18 protein-coding genes and 1 pseudogene are annotated in these 17,342 nt (G+C 41.3%); 13 read left to right on the forward strand and 6 right to left on the reverse strand.

Annotation, left to right across the window (positions count from 1 at the left end; all coding sequences use genetic code 11):
• Window positions 1–358 (reverse strand): annotated as a pseudogene (locus R2B72_RS00005) (hypothetical protein); the annotation flags it as partial.
• Window positions 359–686: 328 nt separating this feature from the next.
• Here R2B72_RS00005 and R2B72_RS00010 point away from each other — a divergent pair.
• Together R2B72_RS00010 and R2B72_RS00015 are read left to right on the forward strand one after the other, a co-directional pair.
• Window positions 687–929: a PepSY domain-containing protein gene (locus tag R2B72_RS00010; RefSeq protein ID WP_318614018.1), complete on the forward strand. Its 243-nt coding sequence runs from the start codon at window positions 687–689 to the stop codon at window positions 927–929.
• A 140-nt stretch (window positions 930–1,069) separates the two neighbouring features.
• The gene (locus R2B72_RS00015; RefSeq protein WP_412177770.1) at window positions 1,070–1,780 is read left to right on the forward strand and encodes a YetF domain-containing protein; all 711 of its coding nucleotides are present in this window, start codon (window positions 1,070–1,072) and stop codon (window positions 1,778–1,780) included.
• A 57-nt stretch (window positions 1,781–1,837) separates the two neighbouring features.
• On the opposite strand, the gene R2B72_RS00020 is transcribed toward R2B72_RS00015, so the two are convergent.
• Window positions 1,838–3,034: an NADP-dependent malic enzyme gene (locus tag R2B72_RS00020; protein WP_412177759.1), complete on the reverse strand. Its 1,197-nt coding sequence runs from the start codon at window positions 3,032–3,034 to the stop codon at window positions 1,838–1,840.
• Between the two features lie 446 nt (window positions 3,035–3,480).
• Between R2B72_RS00020 and R2B72_RS00025 the strand changes: the two genes are divergently transcribed.
• From R2B72_RS00025 to R2B72_RS00035, 3 genes are all read left to right on the forward strand, one after another.
• Window positions 3,481–4,056 carry a TetR family transcriptional regulator gene (locus tag R2B72_RS00025; RefSeq protein ID WP_318614020.1) on the forward strand — a complete coding sequence of 192 codons (576 nt, stop codon included), beginning with the start codon at window positions 3,481–3,483 and terminating at the stop codon, window positions 4,054–4,056.
• A gap of 62 nt (window positions 4,057–4,118) precedes the next feature.
• Window positions 4,119–4,466, forward strand: coding sequence for a multidrug efflux SMR transporter (locus tag R2B72_RS00030; protein ID WP_318614021.1), 348 nt, complete (start codon window positions 4,119–4,121; stop codon window positions 4,464–4,466).
• A gap of 2 nt (window positions 4,467–4,468) precedes the next feature.
• Complete coding sequence (locus tag R2B72_RS00035; protein WP_318614022.1) at window positions 4,469–4,783, forward strand: multidrug efflux SMR transporter; 315 nt, start codon at window positions 4,469–4,471, stop codon at window positions 4,781–4,783.
• A gap of 344 nt (window positions 4,784–5,127) precedes the next feature.
• Here R2B72_RS00035 and R2B72_RS00040 read toward each other — a convergent pair whose 3' ends face one another.
• Window positions 5,128–5,787 (reverse strand): HAD-IB family hydrolase, encoded by a 660-nt coding sequence (locus R2B72_RS00040; protein WP_318614023.1) that lies wholly within the window; start codon window positions 5,785–5,787, stop codon window positions 5,128–5,130.
• 360 nt (window positions 5,788–6,147) lie between these two features.
• Between R2B72_RS00040 and R2B72_RS00045 the strand changes: the two genes are divergently transcribed.
• Entirely contained in the window at window positions 6,148–7,056 is a 909-nt protein-coding gene (locus tag R2B72_RS00045; RefSeq protein ID WP_318614024.1) for an RluA family pseudouridine synthase, read from the forward strand.
• A gap of 55 nt (window positions 7,057–7,111) precedes the next feature.
• Here R2B72_RS00045 and R2B72_RS00050 read toward each other — a convergent pair whose 3' ends face one another.
• On the reverse strand, window positions 7,112–7,747 hold the full coding sequence (locus R2B72_RS00050) for a spore coat protein (protein WP_318614026.1): 636 nt from the start codon (window positions 7,745–7,747) through the stop codon (window positions 7,112–7,114).
• Between the two features lie 424 nt (window positions 7,748–8,171).
• Between R2B72_RS00050 and R2B72_RS00055 the strand changes: the two genes are divergently transcribed.
• On the forward strand, window positions 8,172–9,458 hold the full coding sequence (locus tag R2B72_RS00055) for a glycoside hydrolase family 18 protein (protein ID WP_318614027.1): 1,287 nt from the start codon (window positions 8,172–8,174) through the stop codon (window positions 9,456–9,458).
• Window positions 9,459–9,509: 51 nt separating this feature from the next.
• Here R2B72_RS00055 and R2B72_RS00060 read toward each other — a convergent pair whose 3' ends face one another.
• Complete coding sequence (locus R2B72_RS00060) at window positions 9,510–9,650, reverse strand: hypothetical protein (protein ID WP_318614029.1); 141 nt, start codon at window positions 9,648–9,650, stop codon at window positions 9,510–9,512.
• 310 nt (window positions 9,651–9,960) lie between these two features.
• Here R2B72_RS00060 and gdhA point away from each other — a divergent pair, with 310 nt between their 5' ends.
• The 4 genes from gdhA to R2B72_RS00080 all read left to right on the forward strand — a co-directional run bounded on the left by gdhA (window position 9,961) and on the right by R2B72_RS00080 (window position 14,521).
• Window positions 9,961–11,343: an NADP-specific glutamate dehydrogenase gene (gene gdhA / locus R2B72_RS00065; protein WP_318614030.1), complete on the forward strand. Its 1,383-nt coding sequence runs from the start codon at window positions 9,961–9,963 to the stop codon at window positions 11,341–11,343.
• A 367-nt stretch (window positions 11,344–11,710) separates the two neighbouring features.
• A complete protein-coding gene (locus tag R2B72_RS00070) occupies window positions 11,711–12,292 on the forward strand; it encodes a YdcF family protein (protein ID WP_318614032.1) in 582 nt (193 codons plus the stop codon).
• 305 nt (window positions 12,293–12,597) lie between these two features.
• Window positions 12,598–12,894 (forward strand): hypothetical protein, encoded by a 297-nt coding sequence (locus R2B72_RS00075; protein WP_318614034.1) that lies wholly within the window; start codon window positions 12,598–12,600, stop codon window positions 12,892–12,894.
• 232 nt (window positions 12,895–13,126) lie between these two features.
• Entirely contained in the window at window positions 13,127–14,521 is a 1,395-nt protein-coding gene (locus tag R2B72_RS00080) for an S-layer homology domain-containing protein (protein ID WP_318614036.1), read from the forward strand.
• Window positions 14,522–14,579: 58 nt separating this feature from the next.
• Here R2B72_RS00080 and R2B72_RS00085 read toward each other — a convergent pair whose 3' ends face one another.
• A complete protein-coding gene (locus R2B72_RS00085) occupies window positions 14,580–15,377 on the reverse strand; it encodes a histidinol-phosphatase HisJ family protein (RefSeq protein WP_318614038.1) in 798 nt (265 codons plus the stop codon).
• Between the two features lie 97 nt (window positions 15,378–15,474).
• Here R2B72_RS00085 and hisZ point away from each other — a divergent pair, with 97 nt between their 5' ends.
• Window positions 15,475–16,713, forward strand: a complete 1,239-nt coding sequence (gene hisZ, locus R2B72_RS00090) for an ATP phosphoribosyltransferase regulatory subunit (RefSeq protein WP_318614039.1) — start codon at window positions 15,475–15,477, stop codon at window positions 16,711–16,713.
• A complete protein-coding gene (gene hisG / locus R2B72_RS00095) occupies window positions 16,714–17,340 on the forward strand; it encodes an ATP phosphoribosyltransferase (protein WP_318614041.1) in 627 nt (208 codons plus the stop codon).
• Window positions 17,341–17,342: the final 2 nt, after the last annotated feature.

The following is a 17,342-nucleotide window of genomic DNA, read 5'->3' on the forward strand; positions in this document are numbered from 1 at the left end:
CAGCAGGTCCAGGTGGTCCGTCAGCTCCGTTAGCGCCAGCAGGTCCAGGTGGTCCGTCAGCTCCGTCAGCGCCAGCAGGTCCAGTTAGTCCGTCAGCGCCGTCAGCGCCAGCAGGTCCAGGTGGTCCGTCAGCGCCGTCAGTACCAGCGGGTCCAGGTAGTCCGTCAGCACCATCAGCCCCAGCAGGTCCTTCGCACCCTGCTTTACAGAAGTTATTACAATTACAAAGATTGGTTGCATCAATAGCTGTGAATGGTCCAAAGTTGCAATTGATTTGCCTTTTATAGCCCCAGTTGAAACCCGCATTGCTGTGCTGTGATCCACTACATCCATTATTTTTAAAATTAATTGAGTTCATATTTTCAGCTCCTTTCCTACCTAATATATTCAATGAAAGGAAGGGCGGACGGGTTATCAACACTTGGCCATGATAATTAATAGTGAAAAAGTAACAAAATATTTTTTTGGTGAATTCCCAGTTTGTTGGAATTTTGTATTACTACCCCATTCTGTTTTGTAGGATAATAATAAAATTGTGGCCAGTAAAAAAGTGACTTTAAAGAAATGTAGTCAAAGTAATGATGTTGATTTTATTGAATTATTGTTGATTTTCTATTGATATAATCCCTTTCTCCATTGCGAATTGAGTGTTAAAGACTGCATAATTTTGAATAGGAGGGGAATAGGTGACGCATCAAAATCAATATTGGGCGAATCATTGGCAAAACCCACAATATCGTAGGATCACAATCGATCAAGCGATGGCGATTGCCTTGCAGCGTGTACCAGGGCAGGTTGTAAAAGTGGAACTGGATTATGATGACGGTTTGCTAGTCTATGAAGTTGATATTAGAACGGCGGAAGGCTATAAATATGAAGTAAAAATTGATGCAAATTCAGGAGTCATTCTTAGGGTGAAACTCGATTAATAGGAAAGCCGCGAAGGTAAATACTACTATTCGTGGCTTTTTTCTAATTGACACTTGGAAAAGCCCACATTTACCTATGTATAGTCGACAAGCAATAGTGGAACACTCTTTGAATAACGGGAGTGTGAATGATAATGATTATGGAGGAATTATCGAAGATTAATTTCTGGGAAACGTTATTAAGGACAACGCTGGCATTTATTGTTTTACTCATTTTGGCCAGGCTAATGGGAAAAAAACAAATTTCACAGCTGACATTCTTCCATTATGTCACAGGCATTACAATCGGTTCAATAGCGGCAGAAATTGCAGGACAGCATGAAACACCTTTTATAGATGGCCTTATCGCCATGGCTTGGTGGGCGGCGTTGACCATACTTATGAGTTATATCGCGCTCAAGTCAAAGAGAGCCCGAGTGATTCTAGACGACCAGCCGACAATTATCATGTATGAAGGAAGAATAGTTGAGGAAGCCATGAAAAAAACGCGTCTTCATCTGAATGATTTAAACATGATGCTACGGGAACAAAGTATTTTTTCGATTAAAGATGTTCAATATGCAATACTTGAAACGAACGGAAATTTAAGCGTGTTGAAAAAAGCTAGTCAGGAGCCCGCGACAAAAAAAGATGTCAATGCTCCGGCACCTGAACCGAAATATATTCCAACTGAAATCATTTCTGACGGAAAAATTGTTAAAAAGAATTTGACTGAGTTAAATTTAACGGAAGAGTGGTTATATGATCAGCTGAAAAAACAAGGAATTGGTAAAGTTGAACAAGTGTTTTACGCTGAAATACAAACGGATGGAAGTCTGTATATTCATAGGAGCTCTAAGGCGGAGAAATAAATGAAGAGCGTCATAAACACGGATTTATTCGGTTTATGACGCTTTTCTTTACTAAAATCACAAGACTACGTACTCTTTAAGAGTAGACACGCCTGACTCAATCGCAGCTTTACTGACGGCCTCCGCAACAATTTTTACAACTCGCTCATCAAAAGGATCAGGAATAATATAATCATTCCGTAAGTCAGCTTCGTCAATCAATGAAGCAATAGCATAGGTTGCGGCCAATTTCATACTTTCATTGATCTCACTGGCACGGACATCGAGAGCCCCGCGGAAGATACCTGGAAAGGCCAGGACGTTATTCACTTGATTTGGATGATCAGAGCGCCCTGTCGCAATAATGCGAACCCCGTATTCCTGCGCTTTATCAGGGGCCAGCTCTGGATTTGGATTCGCCAAACCAAAAACAATTGGATCCTCATTCATGCAATCAATCAATTCTTTTGTCAATAGATTCGCGACGGAAACGCCAATGAAGACATCTGATCCGATCATTGCATCTTGTAATGATCCTGTTATGCCATGTGGATTTGTAATAGCGGCGATGTCATGTTTACTTGCATTCATACCATTCAGTCGTCCTTTATAAATAACGCCCTGTGAATCGCAAACGGTAATTTGTTCAAATCCAATGGTAAGAAGAAGTTTTGTTATTGCAATCCCGGCTGCCCCCGCGCCATTGACCACAATTTTAACGGCTTGCATGTCTTTATGGACAACTTTTAGAGCATTTATTAATCCGGCACCAACGACAATGGCAGTGCCATGCTGGTCATCGTGGAATACTGGAATATCGCATTCTTCACGTAACCTTTTTTCGATTTCGAAGCAACGTGGTGCCGAGATATCTTCCAAATTAATAGCGCCAAACGTAGGACTGATTGCTTTAACTGCTTGGATGATCTCCTCTACATCCGTTGTATTCAAGCAAATTGGAAAAGCATCGATATTCGCATATCTTTTTAACAATAAAGCTTTTCCTTCCATAACAGGAAGTGCTGCTTCAGGCCCAATATCCCCTAAACCTAATACAGCCGTCCCATCTGTCACTACGGCAACTAGATTCCCCTTGATGGTGTACTCGTATACTGCTGCGGGATTTTTGGCGATTTCTAAACAAGGTTCTGCTACTCCTGGAGAGTAAGCCAAACTTAGATCCACTCTGTTTTCGAGCGGAACTTTAGACACGGTTTCCATTTTACCAACATGAAGCCGATGCATCTCTAATGAAGACCGATAATGATTCGTCAATGAACATCCCTCATTCCCTACAGTATTTTATTGAGTAATAAATTTTTACCATGGAATCTAAAATAACACAAGTCCGAAAATTCAATTGAATTAGAAAACTATTCGAAGTGAAGCGCTTCCATTACCTTTGTTATAATGTTTTCAATGACTATAAAATTCTTTAAAATAATTTGCCGTTTTCCGGATTTATGTTACACTATTAAAGGTTTTGGGGTTATACTATTTATTGAAATTCTTTGATATGTGATGAAAAGGCTAATCATCATTGCCCTATTTTATCTTATTGTGATCAATTTTAAGGCTAGAATTGTCATCGGATAATATATTTCTGGAAAACTAAATAGCTTATTGAATTCGGTAACAACAGCAAAGTTGCTTGCTTTATTATTGAAGACGCGCTAATATGAATGACAGTCAGTCATGTTGGAGTGTGGGAGGACAAGTGGATGAATAAAAAAGAGATGATTGTACATGCAGCGATTGAAGTTTTTCAAAAGCAGGGTATTGAAAAGACGAAGATTTCGGATATCGTTAAAGCTGCGGGGATTGCGCAAGGTACGTTTTATTTGTATTTCCCGTCTAAATTATCACTGATGCCAGCGATTGCGGAAGTGATGGTGGAGAAAACGATGGCTATTGTGCAGGAGTCTGTACAGCAATCAGCTACTTTTTCAGTGCAGCTTGAGCAGCTTGTCGAGGCTATTTTTCAAGTGACGCATGACTATCATGAAATACAAGCGCTCATTTACTCTGGCCTTGCGTCAACGGAACATTTAAAGGAATGGGAAACGGTCTATGCACCTTTCTACCAATGGATTAGTGAGCGATTGCGGGAGGCCAAGGAAGAGGGGATTATACGGTCATCCATTCATGCCGATCGCACAGCGAAGATGATCATTGGATTGGTTGAATCAGCTGCCGAGCAAATTTATTTATATGATTCGGAACAAGAGGATCAGGCACGCATTCAACAGGCAGAAGTGAATGATTTTTTAAGGCATGCGCTAGGGATGAACAAGTAATCCCAGCTTTATCTAGTGAAATGAATGACAATCAGTCAGTCGTAACTTTAGGAGGATTTTTCATGAATAAATCGTGGTTCTATGTCGCGATGACTAGTTTTTTTGAGTTGGTTTGGATTTTTGGTTTTAATGTGGCAAGTGCTTGGTGGCATTGGATTTTTATCGTTGTATGTATTGCGATTGATTTTCATTTCTTAGCAAAGGCTTGTGAAAATCTGCCGACGGGTACCGTTTATGCTGTTTTTGCGGGGATCGGAACCGTGGGTACGGCGTTAATGGATGTTTTCTTTTTCGACCAAAGCTTGAGCGCAGGGAAGATATTCTTCATTGCAGTTTTAGTAATTGGTGTCATTAGTTTGAAGCTTGTTGATGACAAAGAAGAGAGAGCAACAGCGAAGGGAACTGTGTAACTATGGGTTGGCTATATGTATTACTTGCAGCAATTAGTGAAATTATTGGTGTCGTTGGATTAAAGAAATACAGTCAGAAGAAAACAGCGAACAGCGGCTTGTTGTATGCGGGCGGGTTTGGCGCTTCTTTTGCCTTTTTATATATGTCGTTTAAGTACTTACAAGTGAGTATCGCTTATGCGGTATGGATTGGTATAGGAACGGCAGGAGCTGTTCTGATTAACATGTTTTTCTTCGGAGAATCGAGAAGTACAGGACGCATGGTGAGTGTCATGCTTATTGTAGCAGGCGTTGTGGGATTAAAAGCACTGTCATAACCAAATCAATTACGCCTCGGCGTCATTACGTCCAAATTTTGAATTGCGCTTGAGGGCTACAGGGGGGAAGGGTTGAACTGCATCCCTCTTTGTTGCGAATCGAACAGCGAAGGGTTCGATTTGCCGTATTTCTGCGTTCTTTGCGGAAATTAAGGCACGTTCCAGACGTCGCGAACTTAGACTGCCTTCCCTTAACTCCCTTCAAAATTTGTGACATCCTCCGGAGGCTTAACTTGCTTCAGGAGGGCATTTTTGCTGAAGCAAGTTAAAAACGAAGCCAATGAGGCTTCGTTTTTTTATAACGTTGGATTAACCGGCGAGTTTATAAAAATCCCCATATATCTTTAAATAATCTCCCACTCGCGTTGTTCCGCAATTGCTTGTAAGCGTGGTTCAGGTCGCACAGCAACAGGATGTCCCACAAGTTCCAGGACGGGAATGTCAGAAAAGCTATCTCCATAGGCATAACTATTTTGCCAGTCGATATCTTTCCCTTCCAAAGCCTGTACAATTTTCTCGTTTTTCCGTGGACCATGCACATGGAAAATCGGTGCTTGATAATCGACATCTTGTCCACTTAAAGGGACCTCTGTGCCAATAATTGTATCGAATTGTAACCCCTTTGTGACCGATTGTAGAAGGGGAGTATAGGCACCCGAGACGAGCATTACATACACGTCGTCAGCGATATGTTGTTCTAATCGTGACAGTACATCTGGATTGAAGCCTTGTCGCACTTTATCGGCCAATTCCTCAAAATACTGATCTAACTCAAATTTCGATTGTTGGCCAAGTGAATCTAAGTAGATTTGCATCGACTGTTCTTTCATCCTAGCCTCGGGAACCAGTTTCATTTTGTGACCGAGGTAAGGACGAAGAATCGCCCGGTAAAACTTTTTGAATTTGGGATGGTGAACCGGATGGTGCTTGAGGTGATTCATTAATAATCGAAAAGTTTCTTCCGCATAGAGCGTTCCGTCAAAATCGAAAATAGCAACTCGCATAATACTCCCCTTTTCCTTGCGTCTTATCAATCACGCCCCAGCGTGATTGCGTCCGGATTTTTTTCGAGCTTGAGGCCGACAGGATGTCGGTCATGCAAGCGTTGCCGCACGATGCGGCGTACTTAGGTTGCCTTCCTAAGCTCCCCTAAAAATCCGTGACATCCGCCGGAGGCATTATCTGAATTCAGCTGGAGTTTGAAATCAAACAAGTTGAAAAGCATCTTGCATTCATTCCGCTACCAGTAGAAGTAGTGGTCTTCTGCTGAATTCAGATAAATAATTCCCTCATTCAATCATACAGCGTTTGTATTGTGGAGGCAATTTGAGGATAATAGGGGGAGAGAGCGAGGAGTTTTTAATATGCAGAAAAACCGTAAAAATTCAGTAAACAAAAAAGCAGATACATCCGTTTACACAGTAAAAGAATCGTCGGAGCTATTGCCCTTTTTATTGGAGATGATGGCAGGGAGTGGGCGAAACGCAGTGAAATCCATATTGACACGTGGGCAAGTAACGGTAGATGGCAAAATGGTGAAACAACATAATCATCCAATTCGGCCTGGGCAGACTGTTGAAATTGTTAAAAATCAAGCAGCTATAAAAGGTGAAACGTTGGTTGGCGTCAGTATTTTACACGAAGATGATGACATTATTGTCATCAATAAAGACGCAGGTCTATTGTCAGTCGCATCAAAAAATGAAACAGAAATGACAGCCTATCGTCAAGTACGCGATTATGTCAGCAATGGTAATCCGAATAAGCGGATTTTTATTGTTCATCGACTTGACAAAGATACGTCTGGTGTAATGCTATTTGCTAAAAGTGAAGAAGTGAAGGAAGCCTTGCAAACCAATTGGGCTAAAGTAGTGAAAGAGCGCGTCTATATCGCACTTGTGGAAGGGACTGTGCGTAAAAAAGCAGGTAAGATTGCATCGTGGTTGAAGGAAAGTAAAACGTTTAAAGTGTATTCAAACCCGACAGATAACGGTGGACAGCATGCAGTGACGCATTACAAAACATTACAAGCCAATAAACAGTTCAGCTTATTAGAAGTGGAGCTTGAAACAGGCCGTAAAAATCAAATCCGTGTCCATATGGAAGACCTCGGACATCCAGTTGTGGGGGATAAACGATATGGAGCAACAGGAAATCCCATTAAACGACTGGGCCTTCATGCCACTCGTATAGTGCTAATACACCCAGGAACGGGAGAGCTCGTACGTTTCGAAGCGGATGCGCCAAAGATATTTTACGCAAAATCAAAATGAACTGAACAAGAAAAGGTGCTCACTTTTTTTCAAGTGAGCACCTTTTTTATGGACATTATTGAATCGTATGATTCGGCATCGCCGGTTGTCCTGCCGTAGCAAACGAGTTCAATAATTGCTGCATATCAGGCTGGGCGAGCTGCGGCATTTGATAATAATGATGCTTATTTTGATAAATTGCCAGTTCGTAAGCCATTTCTAAACAGTTTGGTACAGAGTCAGCTAGTACGCGGCGCAGGACGGGATTACAGGTTTCGAGGGCGGCAGTTGTTTTGGATGTTGCACCCGTTTTAGCAGAACCAAGTAAATAACCCGAAATTATTTGGTCAGATAGTTCTGCCTCTGATTGGATAGGTTTGGTTGGTGGCGATGCTTTCATGCCATAAACGAAGTCGTTGCCTCCTTTCATCTCATAAGTTCCTGTTGGATGTGAGGGGTTCTTTCCGGTTTTAAAGGCTTCGACTGTAATGTTATATTCGTCTAAAGTGAAGCGGTATTGGCGGTCCAATATATCTAGCAACTCGGGATCTTGGACGTGTGGACGTAATAAAATGGCTTGGTTAAGTGCAGCAACCGTGCAAGATAATACCTCATGGACATCGAATAACTCATGCCCACCGTGATTCATCTGTTGTGGAACGGGACCTGTGTGCATATTTTCATGTGTTTGACCAAATGGATTTTGCGTCATTTCATATCCTCCTATGGATGTTTTTTTTATCGTCAGTAGTATGGATGGTGCAATGAAATCTATACACTCAAAAGATGCATAATTACCGCCCGACAAAAATAGGCTTAGATAGAGGACATTTTTCTCTTCATTCAGCAGAAGCCCCCCTGCTGAATAAAGAGAAAGCCTCCGGCGGATGTCACGGATTTTAGGGGAGAATTAAGAAGGCGGTCTAAGTGCGCGACGTCTAGAAAGTGCCTTAATCTCTGCAAAGAACGCAGAAATACGGCAAATCGAACCCTTCGCAGTTCGATTCGCAACGAGGAAGGATGCAGTTCAATCCTTCCCAACTGCATGACCTACTTCCTGTAGGCATCGTGCTCGAAAAAAATCCGGACGCAATTACGCCGAGGCGTAATTGATTAATGAAAGGCAGATGATAAGCATGCAGATTCATGTAGTTCAAAAAGGGCAGAGCTTATACAGCATTGCTCAGGCTTATGGTATTAGCTATCAAGATATTGCAAATGCTAATGAAATTCCAAATCCATCTCGCATTGTAGTAGGTCAAGCATTGGTCATTCCGATTACAGGCAGTTATCACTGGGTTCAGCCAGGTCAATCGCTGTACATCATCGCTGAATTATATGGAATGACTGTCAATGAATTGGCGACCATCAATGGTATCTCTCCATCCAGTACTCTTCAAGTAGGGCAGCGTCTTTACATCCCGCCAAGACCCAAAAAGGTAGCGCAGTCGTTATTGTATGTTGAGCCAAGAACGCCAGTGACACAGGTAATGATTAATGAAGTGCGGAGGCGTGTCCCGCAGCTAACATACCTCGCCATGTTCAGTTACGAGGTCAAGCGTGATGGTTCAGTAAAAGCGCCATCGATTGATGATATCCCGAATATCGCTAAATCAGCGGGGGCCGCAAATGCGCTTGTCGCTAGTAACTTGGAGGATTTTGCATTTAATGCAGATTTGGCTCACGCAATTTTTACAGACAAAGCAGCTCAGGATCGCTTATTCAGCAATCTTATCAAAATTGCCAATGAAGTCGGCTACAAAGATATTCATTTTGACTTTGAATTACTCCTGCCGGAAGATCGTGAGCTTTATAATAGCTTCCTTCGGAGGGCTAGAGACCGCTTCCATCCAGCAGGGTTGACGCTATCGACCGCGCTGGCTCCCATGACAAGTGATATACGCACCGGGATTTACGGAGCGCATGATTACAAAGCACATGGAGAGATTGTCGATTTTGTTTCTCTAATGACGTATGAATGGGGCTATACGTATAGCGAACCGCAAGCTGTGAGCCCAATTGGCCCCGTACGGGATGTTGTGAAGTATGCAGTTAGTCAAATTCCTCATGAAAAAATTTTCTTAGGTCAAAATTTATATGGCTATGATTGGTCGTCTCCTTTTCCACCTCAAGGCGGAGCACCTGCCAAGGCAGTTAGCCCGCAACAGGCGTTGGAAATTGCAGTTAGGCAAGAAGTGGATATCAGCTATGATTATGTTGCACAAGCTCCACATTTCAACTATACAGACAATGCAGGTGTATATCATGAAGTATGGTTCGAAGATGCACGCAGTATTCAAGCCAAATTCGATTTGGTCAAAGAGTTTGGTTTACGAGGAATGATGTATTGGAAGCTTGGCTTGGCATTCCCGCAAAACTGGTTGTTGTTGACCGATAACTTTATCATTCAGAAAATAAAATAAAGAAAAATGAACCGCTGTCACTTCACTCACAGCGGTTCATTTTTAAATTGATCACTCTTTATTAATATAATTGATGAAACTTTGAAGAATTTCAATATCAGGGTTCACCGCAAGGACAGGTAAGAAAACGAAGGTCATGAGTAGCATGACGACCCCACCCATAGATGCTCGAAAAACTTTGCTAATCTTCATAATACTCTCTCCCTCTTTCTATTAGCTATCGATTTTCAAACAACGGGTTTATACGCCCAGTTGTTTGATTACCTAATAATAAACGGTGTTCAAAGAAAAGTAAATATTTTTTTAATTCTCTATACATAAATAGGACACAATATAGTATAATTATTGATTATCCATAAAAAAAAGTTGTGTCTATTGCTATTTTCAGAGATAATAGTTGAAAATAAGTTAATTTTTTGAACCATTCATACACAATTGAGATTGGAGATTCGCTAAGATTCTCCTTTAACATATAGCATTATGAAGAAAGGAATGAGTGAGAATGAATAAATTGGATTCGATTCATACTGATAATAAAAAAAGGGCAAATGACTACGTTCATGAAGTATATGAATTAGTGAAGAAGCGTAATCCAGATGAAAAGGAATTTCTACAAGCGACAAGAGAAATCTTCGACTCCCTTCGCCCCGTTTTTGCCAAGCATCCCGAATACATTACGAATGGTATACTTGAACGCATTACGGAACCGGAACGCATTATCACATTTCGTGTTGCGTGGGAAGATGATCAAGGAAAAGTCCATGTGAACCGTGGCTTCCGGGTTCAGTTTAATAGTGATCTAGGACCTTATAAAGGCGGTATTCGTTTCCACCCTTCTGTTAACGTTAGTATTATGAAGTTCCTTGCCTTTGAACAAATCTTTAAAAACTCCTTAACAGGTCAACCAATTGGGGCAGGTAAGGGTGGCTCGGATTTTGATCCAAAAGGCAAATCAGATCGTGAGATTATGCGCTTTACGCAAAGTTTTATTACAGAATTGAGTAAGTATATTGGTCCGGATCGAGACGTTCCAGCGGGAGATATCGGTGTTGGGAAAAGAGAGATTGGTTATATGTTTGGGCAGTACAACCGCTTGAAGGGCGGCTATGAGGCTGGTGTTTTCACTGGGAAGGATCCGAAACATGGTGGAAGTCTTGGCCGTAAAGAAGCGACGGGTTATGGAACTGTCTATTTTGTAGAAGAAATGCTGAAAGTGAAAAATGAGCGTTTTGATGGGCAAACGGTCATCGTATCAGGCTCAGGGAATGTTTCCATCTATGCGATGGAAAAGGCCATGCAGCTAGGTGCGAAAGTAGTTGCATGTAGTGATTCGAGTGGCTATATTTATGATAAAAATGGTATTAACTTAGATACAGTGAAACGTTTAAAAGAAGTGGAAAACAAACGAATTTCTGAATACACCAAAGACCACCTGCATGCAGAGTATCATGAGGATTGTTCAGCAATTTGGTCCATTCCATGTGATATTGCTCTTCCATGTGCAACGCAAAATGAAATTGACGAGATTGCTGCTCGGATGCTTGTGGCCAATTCAGTGAAGGCCATTGGTGAAGGCGCTAATATGCCTTGCACACTGGAGGCGATGGCATTATTCCAAGAGAATGGTGTATTGTTTGGCCCAGCAAAAGCTGCCAATGCTGGTGGTGTGGCCGTTTCGGCAATGGAAATGTCGCAAAACAGTATGCGCTTGTCATGGACAGCTGAAGAAGTTGACGAAAAACTTCATCTTGTCATGAAAAACATTTACACAAGTTGTATGGATGCCGCAGAACGTTTTGGTCATCCGGGCAATCTAGTTATGGGTGCCAACATTGCGGGCTTTTTGAAAGTTGCGGATGCTATGGTTGCGCACGGTCTTAGTTAAGATATGTTTAGATATACGAAACGTCTACACAAGGAATCTATTGTGTAGGCGTTTTTTGCGTAGCTTTTGAAAAATCCAGAAATCTTTAAGATTTTACAACATAACTGCGGCAGTAGGTTTCATCAAACTATGGGGATTACCAACAGAAGTGCATAGCACAATGAATAAAAAAGAGACTGTTAAGAACTGATGAAACGGGCTCTCCACTCGATTGATGTGGAGAGCTTTTTCTATATGTTTCCAAATTTTCTTTGAGTAAACTTATTGTCTGTGCTAATGTAAAAAATGTGAGTAAAGGAAAGTTGGAAGAATATTAATTTTACACGGATTTATTGCAGAAAAAAGCAGTGAAAGTCGAGGTGATTGCATGAAAATATCGAGAAAAATGATTTTGTTAGTGAGTCTTGTAGTCGTTGCTGTCGGTATTTTCTGTTGGTGGAAAACAGGGAAATGGATAGAGGCAGGTAAGAAACCAGTAGCAGATGGCACGAATGATTATGCGATTGTGTTGGGGGCAAAAGTAAAACAAGATAGCCTGTCGCTGTCATTGCGTTATCGCTTAGATGCTGCACTGGCCTACGCCAATGAAAATCCGCATGTGACGCTGATTTTATCGGGCGGGCAAGGTGCGGATGAACCGATGAGTGAAGCGGAAGCAATGAGGCGGTTTTTAACGGACAATGGTATTGAAGAGAGTCGGTTGATACTAGAAGATGCATCGACTTCTACATATGAGAATTTTCTTTATTCTAAGAAACTACTACCGTCCGATGTAGATTCCATCACGATTATTTCAAGTGATTTTCACTTGGCAAGAGCGCAAAAAATTGCGCGGAGTTTAGATTTGAAATCCGATGTAGTCGCGGCTGAAACGCCGAAAGTAGTAGAGGCAAAATCGGTTTTTCGAGAGCGGATTGCGTTGGTGAAGACGGTTATTGTGGGGAGATAGGGTATAACAGCTGAATTGACCATTACCAGTAATTTTTTTTAGAAAGTATTCAGCAAGCCGAACCCCTGTAAAGTCGGGAGTAGCTTGCTGAATTTGCATAATCGGGTTGTAGTACCTGAGTGACTATAGCTAGCTATTAGCCCTTAATGCTTCCACTTCTTCTAAAGTTAAATCTGTCACATCCATAATTTCTTCATTGCTCTTTCCTCTTCAGATCATTTTTTTAGCTACTTTATTGACACCTTGTTCGCGGCCTTCTTCACGACCTTTTTCAAGCCCCTATACCTACAACGTTGTTTGGAAGAATGAAAGATCTATTGTCCACAACGATTGGCGACAGTTCTTTAGCACGTCAATTGTTTGGTATTTACCGTGCACAGTCATTACGCATGATGAAATTTAGTCTTCATGAGCAGCAAGGTGATTTATTTGAACAGTTGGCCATACAAGCCCTTCATATTGCTGTTCAAGCGACAAAACGCAAAGAGATTCGTAATATCGCTGGCTATTTTGATGGTGTATTGCATAAGTTGATAGATCAGGCGTTGTTTGAGGATGTTTTTATGGAATATGATTTATCGTTGGAAGGACTTTTTTTATGAAGATGTCACAGGTAGTAGCAATTAGGAGGATATGAGTACAATGGACACACAACGTATTAATCGAGAAAAAAGTTCATTTTGCGGTTGGCGTTGCTACTATCGATGTGTTATTTAATTTTTGAAGGAAATTGATTATTCTATGTCGAATTTATTAATGATAATGTAGTTTGATATTTTAAAAGAAGGGAATTAAGTTAAAAGGCATTAATATATTAAAAACAGGAGGTCAATAATGAGAAAGTTCAAATTCAGCTTGCTTTTCGCCGTCACCCTACTGTTGCAAATGATGGTTGTGCCATATCATTTTTCAGCAGATGAACTCGATAAGAGTGGCCAAACTATTGATTATTTAGCGCTAGGAGATTCATTGGCAGCGGGGATTAGTCCGTACAATGAGTTAGGAAAAAGTTATGCAGATTTTCTAGCGGAGGCTATCAATGCTAATGGAGATTTAAAGTCATTTAATAAAGGCTTTTCGTATCCAGGCTATAAAACGACAGATGTGTTGAATGATATTCGGCAGGATGTAACGAAAGAAGTTTTGGGAGTTGGCTCTGTTGGAAAGACAGCCAAGCTTCAGCAGTCCATCAAAGCTGCAGAACTCATCACAATTAGCGCAGGTGCTAATGATGTGCTACCTCTACTTAAACAAGACCCGGCGACAGGCAAAGTGACTGTCGATCAGAAGGCGTTGGTGTTAACGCTCCAACAAGTAGGTGCTAATTACAAATCGATTATGGAACAAATTAACCAACTCAATCCTGATGCGCAAGTCTATGTAATGGGCTATTATAACCCATTTCCTTATATGTCTGAGGACATGCAGCCAATGCTCAATCAGTTACTCGCTACTTTGAATAAAATCATTGCAGCGGGGCTAACAGGTACACAAGCCATCCTAGTGCCAACAGAACATGCCATTGCGGCAGACTATAAGGCGTATCTTCCGAATCCGGAAAATATTCACTTGAGTGAAGCGGGTTATAAAGTGGTCATGGAACAATTTTGGCTAGTGATGGAAAATGCAAAAGTTCCAGAAGTCGGTCCTGAAACTGATCCGGAGGTAGGTATTCCAGTACCTGCATTGTTCACGGATATTGCTGGAAACGGATTGAAGGCATATATTGAACAAGCTGCCGCAGCAGGGATTGTGAGTGGCTATGCAGATGGTACATTTAAACCTAATCAAAAGCTGACACGGGTGCAAGCCGCAAGCATGATTGTGCAAGCACTTGGTTTGACGACAGATGAGGTTGCGCCATTTGACGATATCGCTAATTATGCAGTGAAAACAAAAGCGGATATTAATGCAGCTTATAAATATGGCATTGCGAGAGGCAAGAATGGCAAATTTAAACCGAATGATGCAGTTACACGGGCACAACTTGCTTTAATGATTGAACGGGCCTATGAGCTTGGTACAGGAGTCCCTTATAAGGCATCCCAAACTGGGGCATTCACTGACTTAGGAAACTACGGTACAGAAACGGTCAATGCCATTTCAATGCTTCATGAATTAAAAATCGCAAGCGGTTTTGAAGGCAAATTTATGCCAAGCAGCTCAACAACACGCGCGCAAGCGGCAAAAATGTTTGTTAATTTCATGTCTTTAAGTCAAGCGAACTAAGAGGAAGTGAAAAACGGTCTCGACCTTCTTTCATTAGAAGGGGGAGACCGTTTTTTATTCATAATAAACGCGAAATCGCATGAAACTCCGGTTGTTGCTCGTCAAACGTTGTAATGTAGTCGAATCCAATGGATTGGAGCAATTGCAGCGATTCACGGAATTGGAAGGCGATATCCTCTGGTTTATGTGCGTCAGAACCGAGCGTAATGATTTCGCCGCCACTTTGCTTGTAGAGCTTCAAAATATCATCACTTGGCATACCATTCGGTAATCCGTAACGAACGCCTGACGTATTCAATTCAATGCCTTTGCCTTCAGGAATGATAACGTTGAAAATCTCGCGTAGTTCATCATGAAAAGGATTATCGCAATGTTGTTTTGTATACCGCTTTACAAGGTCAGCATGTCCGAGAATATTAAATTGTTTGTAGTTTTGCACGCAGTATAATAGCTCGCCATAATAAATGCCATACGACTCTTCTAAGGTTTTATTTTCGAAAAATTCACCAAAATGCAGTCCTTTTTTCTCAACTGTATGCATGGAGCAGATGATAAAATCGAATGTTTCCTCGGCCATGAGTTGCTTGTACTTATCTAAAATATGGGGCTGTACACCAATTTCAACGCCTTTTTGAATGTGGATACGTCCTTCGTATTGCTGCTGCATGTCTTTAATTTTTTGGGCATAGTCTTTTTTATCGAAATCGAAAATGAAATCTTCATAGGGGTAGTCATAGTCGATATGCTCTGTGAAACAAATTTTCGTTAATCCTTTTTGAATTGCGCCTTCAATCATATTCTCCATAGGAATTGGGCAGTCTGCTGAAAATGAACTATGTAGATGATAATCGAACATAAAAAAACTCATCTCCTCATGTTGACAATTTGTCTGTATACCATTATAGTACTAAATAACTTTAGTGTAGTAAAGTGATAAAGTAGAGGTGTTGGAATTGGTTAGAAACGAAGTGTATCCTGAACGCATGCTAGTCGACAGTGAAAAAGTTGAACGTATCATTAAAACCATTAACAAACGCTTTACGACGTACGGCTATAAACGAATTAAAACATCAGCCTTTGAACAATATGATTTATATTCTAAAGTAAATAGTTCGATTAATCAAAATGAAATGATTAAAGTCATCGATGCTACAGGGCAAGTGTTAGTGCTACGACCGGATGTGACGATTCCAATTACGCGAGAATTGGCAGAGAATTATCCTAACCTTGTAGATGAATTACGTTACTTTTACGTGCAGGAAGTATTTCGACAGCCAGTGGATCGCAACGATAGTATTGAAAGTACACAAGCTGGAGTTGAATACTTTTGCCAAAGTTCAGCGGAAGCGGATGCTGAAGTGATTGCACTCGCTTGTCATACGATGAAAGATCTAGGCTTCATGGACATTAAAATCGAAATTGGTCATGCCGCATTTTTTAATGAACTGGTGCAAAATCTGCCATTGACAGCGCAACAAGTCAAACAGTTGAAGACGTTGATTCAAGCGAAAAATGTGGTGGAAATTGGTCCGTTCCTTCAACGTCTTGATATTGCTGAAGACGTGCGAGATGCCATTGAGCGAATTCCATTTTTGTATGGTCATCCAGTGGAAGTGAGTGAACGCGCGCAGGGCCTTGCCTTGACGCCGAAAATGCAAGAGACACTCGATTACTTGATGGATGTCTATCGCATATTAAACATGTATGGCTTAGAACAATACATTGTCAGCGATTTAGGGTTGATTAACCATATGGGTTATTATTCGGGTGTTATTTTCCAAGGCTTTGTCGAGAAGTTTGGTAAGCCGGTGTTGATGGGCGGGCGTTATGATCGACTAGGTGATGAATTTGGAGCAAAACTACCGGCCATTGGCTTTGCATGTGAAATTGAATCATTGGTTAAAGCGACACAAAGCAGAGAAGTGAGTAGTCGTTTTCCGATTGATGTTAAAATTATTTATGATGATACGAAGTTAGAACAGGCCATTGCTATTGCCAATGAATTGCGAGAGCGTAATTATAGTGTTCTGTCATTTTCAGAACAGAAGCAACACGTCAATCGCCAGCAAAGTGTCTATACCATTCAACTTGAAAAAGACAATAATCAACTGAACTTTAAAGAGAAAACCATTCCTTTCTTTGATTTGAAAGAAGTTTTGGATTTACTTGTAGGGGTTAAGGGGGCTACATAAATGACATATCTTACCGTCGCGATGGCGAAAGGGCGCACTGCCGATCAGGCGTTAACGTTTTTGGAACAGGCAGGTGTAAAGTTTTCAGAGTTTCATGATGAGAGTAGAAAATTAGTAATCTTCGATGATGCTGATAAAGTAAAACTTATATTTGTGAAGGCTGTGGATGTGCCTATATACGTAGAAAAAGGGGCAGCAGATATTGGCATTGTAGGCAAAGACACGATCATGGAAGACCCTGTGGATGTCTATGAGTTACTGGATCTCGGCATTGGGAAATGTCAGCTAGCCGTTGCAGGATTTCCAAATAAGGAGTTTTCAAGTAGTGCCACATTGACGGTGGCATCGAAATATCCCGCTGTGGCAAAAAACTACTTTGAAGGCAAAGGCATTCGGGTGGAAACGATCAAATTGAATGGCTCGGTTGAATTGGCACCTCTAATTGGGATGTCAGATGTCATTGTTGATATTGTGGAATCGGGAGCAACATTAAAGGAAAATGGCTTAGTTGTCTTGGAGGAAATTGCCGACGTCAGTGCACGTTTGATTGTCAATAAAGCGAGTTACGCAACAAAAACGACTCAGATTCAGCAATTCATTTCAGACTTAAAAGTGGCATTGGAGTGATG

The organism is Sporosarcina sp. YIM B06819 (assembly GCF_033485175.1).
Taxonomy (GTDB): Bacteria; Bacillota; Bacilli; order Bacillales_A; family Planococcaceae; genus Sporosarcina.

Bases quoted from the DNA above. Each gene is read 5' to 3' on its own strand.
- hisG (WP_318614041.1), top strand. From the start codon at position 16,714: ATGACATATCTTACCGTCGCGATGGCGAAAGGGCGCACTGCCGATCAG.
- R2B72_RS00015 (WP_412177770.1), top strand. From the start codon at position 1,070: ATGGAGGAATTATCGAAGATTAATTTCTGGGAAACGTTATTAAGGACA.
- R2B72_RS00050 (WP_318614026.1), bottom strand. From the start codon at position 7,747: ATGACGCAAAATCCATTTGGTCAAACACATGAAAATATGCACACAGGT.
- R2B72_RS00030 (WP_318614021.1), top strand. From the start codon at position 4,119: ATGAATAAATCGTGGTTCTATGTCGCGATGACTAGTTTTTTTGAGTTG.
- R2B72_RS00040 (WP_318614023.1), bottom strand. From the start codon at position 5,787: ATGCGAGTTGCTATTTTCGATTTTGACGGAACGCTCTATGCGGAAGAA.
- R2B72_RS00055 (WP_318614027.1), top strand. From the start codon at position 8,172: ATGCAGATTCATGTAGTTCAAAAAGGGCAGAGCTTATACAGCATTGCT.
- R2B72_RS00085 (WP_318614038.1), bottom strand. From the start codon at position 15,377: ATGTTCGATTATCATCTACATAGTTCATTTTCAGCAGACTGCCCAATT.
- R2B72_RS00035 (WP_318614022.1), top strand. From the start codon at position 4,469: ATGGGTTGGCTATATGTATTACTTGCAGCAATTAGTGAAATTATTGGT.
- gdhA (WP_318614030.1), top strand. From the start codon at position 9,961: ATGAATAAATTGGATTCGATTCATACTGATAATAAAAAAAGGGCAAAT.
- R2B72_RS00025 (WP_318614020.1), top strand. From the start codon at position 3,481: ATGAATAAAAAAGAGATGATTGTACATGCAGCGATTGAAGTTTTTCAA.
- R2B72_RS00045 (WP_318614024.1), top strand. From the start codon at position 6,148: ATGCAGAAAAACCGTAAAAATTCAGTAAACAAAAAAGCAGATACATCC.
- R2B72_RS00080 (WP_318614036.1), top strand. From the start codon at position 13,127: ATGAGAAAGTTCAAATTCAGCTTGCTTTTCGCCGTCACCCTACTGTTG.
- R2B72_RS00060 (WP_318614029.1), bottom strand. From the start codon at position 9,650: ATGAAGATTAGCAAAGTTTTTCGAGCATCTATGGGTGGGGTCGTCATG.
- R2B72_RS00070 (WP_318614032.1), top strand. From the start codon at position 11,711: ATGAAAATATCGAGAAAAATGATTTTGTTAGTGAGTCTTGTAGTCGTT.
- R2B72_RS00075 (WP_318614034.1), top strand. From the start codon at position 12,598: ATGAAAGATCTATTGTCCACAACGATTGGCGACAGTTCTTTAGCACGT.